A 2,384-nucleotide genomic window follows, 5' to 3' on the forward strand; every position below is an offset into this window, starting at 1 on the left:
ACATAAAAATAAGTGACTAAATTAACTTGGCCACTGCTATGCTCGCTTTCGGGAAAAAGCGAGCGTGGGAATTTTGACTAACTTATGTGCTTATGTGCTTATGTGCTTATGTGCTTATGGGCTTTTGCTAGTTAATTTTCTAAGGCGCTTCGGGGCACAAAGCGAGATAGATTATTTACTCTAATGTCGAGCTGTAATTTAATTCATCTGGCTCGCATAGCGGGAAATCAGCGAGCGGGGATTTTTGAGAATGGCCAAACTCTTCTCGTTGATCATGTCTCGCCACAGGCCCCTGAGGTGCGGTGGCGAGGTCAAGGTAGTCGCCAGTACTGAAGATCCAACACCGCCTCAACTCAGATTGTTTGATGGCTAAGAAACGATCTTTTTCATAAATGCCTTTGTATGAAACGAGTGGTAGAGTCAACGCTGGGTTGACCCTGCCAATCGGGTAGGAACAGAGATAAAATACGGCTATTTACGAAGGAGAATAACAAATTCTGATAAGGTTTTTGTCGCATCTGAGCATAATGAAATAAAACATACTGTTCAAATCAGCATTTTTTTTGATAAAAGGCTTTTATTCTTCCTATACTCATTAAGAGGTGTTATTTCAAAAGCTTTAACAAACCTCTCTATATAACAACCCATTGCTCCGCATATTTGTGCGGGGTCACTTTAACTAACAAAGGGGCAAACGACACCCTCCAAAAAGAGAGAGGCGTCCTCGCCATAAATTGATGAAAAAAACATTACTGTTACCCGCATTACTTTTAAGCTCCACAGCTGTTTTAGCAGAAGTTGCTAAAAATGACATATCTATTGGCCCGATCATCACAAAAACCAAATCCGAAGCATCAATAAAAATCATTAACGGAACGCAGGCCGACTTTGAGCAGTTTAAATTTTATGTCCGCCTTTTTTTATTTAAAGAAACTGAGACTACATTTAGCTATGGGCAGTTGTGCGGGGCATCTATTTTGGATTCTCAGCATATATTGACAGCGGCTCATTGTGTAACCGAGGATCTGCTAAATAAATATAAAGATTATAATTTATCAGTGGCTATTAATGATATCGACAAATCTCCTGATTATTCTAGCTTCCATCCTGTCGAAAAGGTGTTCTCGTATCCCGATTATGACGCCATTAACTATTCTAATGATATTGCTATTATCAAATTGAAGGAACCGATATTAACTGATTTTACAAGTATCAATATTCCTACCTATGATGATGTTATTTATTACGAGCAATTGCCTACATATTCAGCTACAGGAATGGGTAAAACAAGTGATTTGTCAGGGAGATCCAGTGAGTTAATGACAACAGAAATGAAATCCTCGATGGATCTCGTATGTTCAGTACTTGTTGGAGGGTTTCTAATAAATAGTCAGGGCACAAGTATGATATACCCAGCCAGTGGCTCTGCAATTTGCGCTATACCCATTGAAGGGAGTAATATATGTAACGGGGACTCAGGAGGCCCTCTCAGCTACCTTGATGCTCAAGGCATACAACAACAAATAGGCGTGGCAAGTTACGGAATCACAACGTGTGAATCTATGACACTCCCGTCCGTGTTCACAGAAATATACCATTACAAAGAATGGATTTACAACGTAATCGAAAACGATATTAATGAAGGACTGGTCGAACTAAAGCTTCCAGAAGAACCTGACCCCCCTCCCGACTCGGACCCTGAGCTTCAACAAAACACAGATTACTACGGGATCAGTAATAGTGGCGGTAGCACAGGAGCATTAGGGTTATTTGGAATGCTAGTGGCAGCAATCCTTCGAAAACGAAAAACAACTCACTAAAAAGCAAGTGACAAAGAAAGCCTAGGCGGAACCCATATTTGCGCCACAAATGGCAAAAATTTCCTTTCCCAAAAAGCATTTCTAAAATAGGGATAAACATCTCTGTTTTAATGAAAAAAATTCTCATTCTATATCCAGCCCTTTTTTACTGCTATGTGAAGTTTCATAGAGAAGTAGCGGAAATAATCAGCAACATAGATGAAATATCGATTATCTACCCGGATGATCCTAATGAATTAATCCATAAATTTTAAAAATAAAATTTGCCTAACGTTAAGCTAATCCATAACCCGTCCTATAACTTGAAAGGCATTACCCACACGATAGTACTCGATGATGGAGAAGAGCTCTCCAATGAATATGATTTACTCAAAAACAATATTATTCCATTGAGATTAATAGAGATTGCAATAACACGTGTAATCAATTTCAAAAAAGAACCTGATTATAAACCAGTTAAATGCACTCCTACTTATGAATATATAGGGTGAGGCTCTTATTGGGGAAACTCATACTTGTTGTGGCCAAGTAATGTTGGCCACAAATTTGTAGTTTTATAACTCG

The 2,384-nt window shown here is 38.9% G+C and carries 2 protein-coding genes and 1 pseudogene; 2 read left to right on the plus strand and 1 reads right to left on the minus strand.

Annotated elements, in window-relative coordinates:
- Positions 1-175 precede the first annotated feature (175 nt).
- Complete coding sequence (locus AC4GME_RS18755; protein WP_490378773.1) at positions 176-424, minus strand: hypothetical protein; 249 nt, start codon at positions 422-424, stop codon at positions 176-178.
- Between the two features lie 313 nt (positions 425-737).
- Here AC4GME_RS18755 and AC4GME_RS18760 point away from each other — a divergent pair, with 313 nt between their 5' ends.
- Both AC4GME_RS18760 and AC4GME_RS18765 read left to right on the plus strand, forming a co-directional pair.
- Positions 738-1,820, plus strand: a complete 1,083-nt coding sequence (locus tag AC4GME_RS18760; RefSeq protein ID WP_490380033.1) for a S1 family peptidase — start codon at positions 738-740, stop codon at positions 1,818-1,820.
- 110 nt (positions 1,821-1,930) lie between these two features.
- Positions 1,931-2,311: pseudogene (locus AC4GME_RS18765) on the plus strand (hypothetical protein).
- Positions 2,312-2,384 lie beyond the last annotated feature (73 nt).

It is taken from the genome of Psychromonas sp., assembly GCF_983033635.1.

Excerpts from the sequence above, each read along its gene's own strand:
- AC4GME_RS18760 (WP_490380033.1), top strand. The coding sequence starts at position 738 with ATGAAAAAAACATTACTGTTACCCGCATTACTTTTAAGCTCCACAGCT.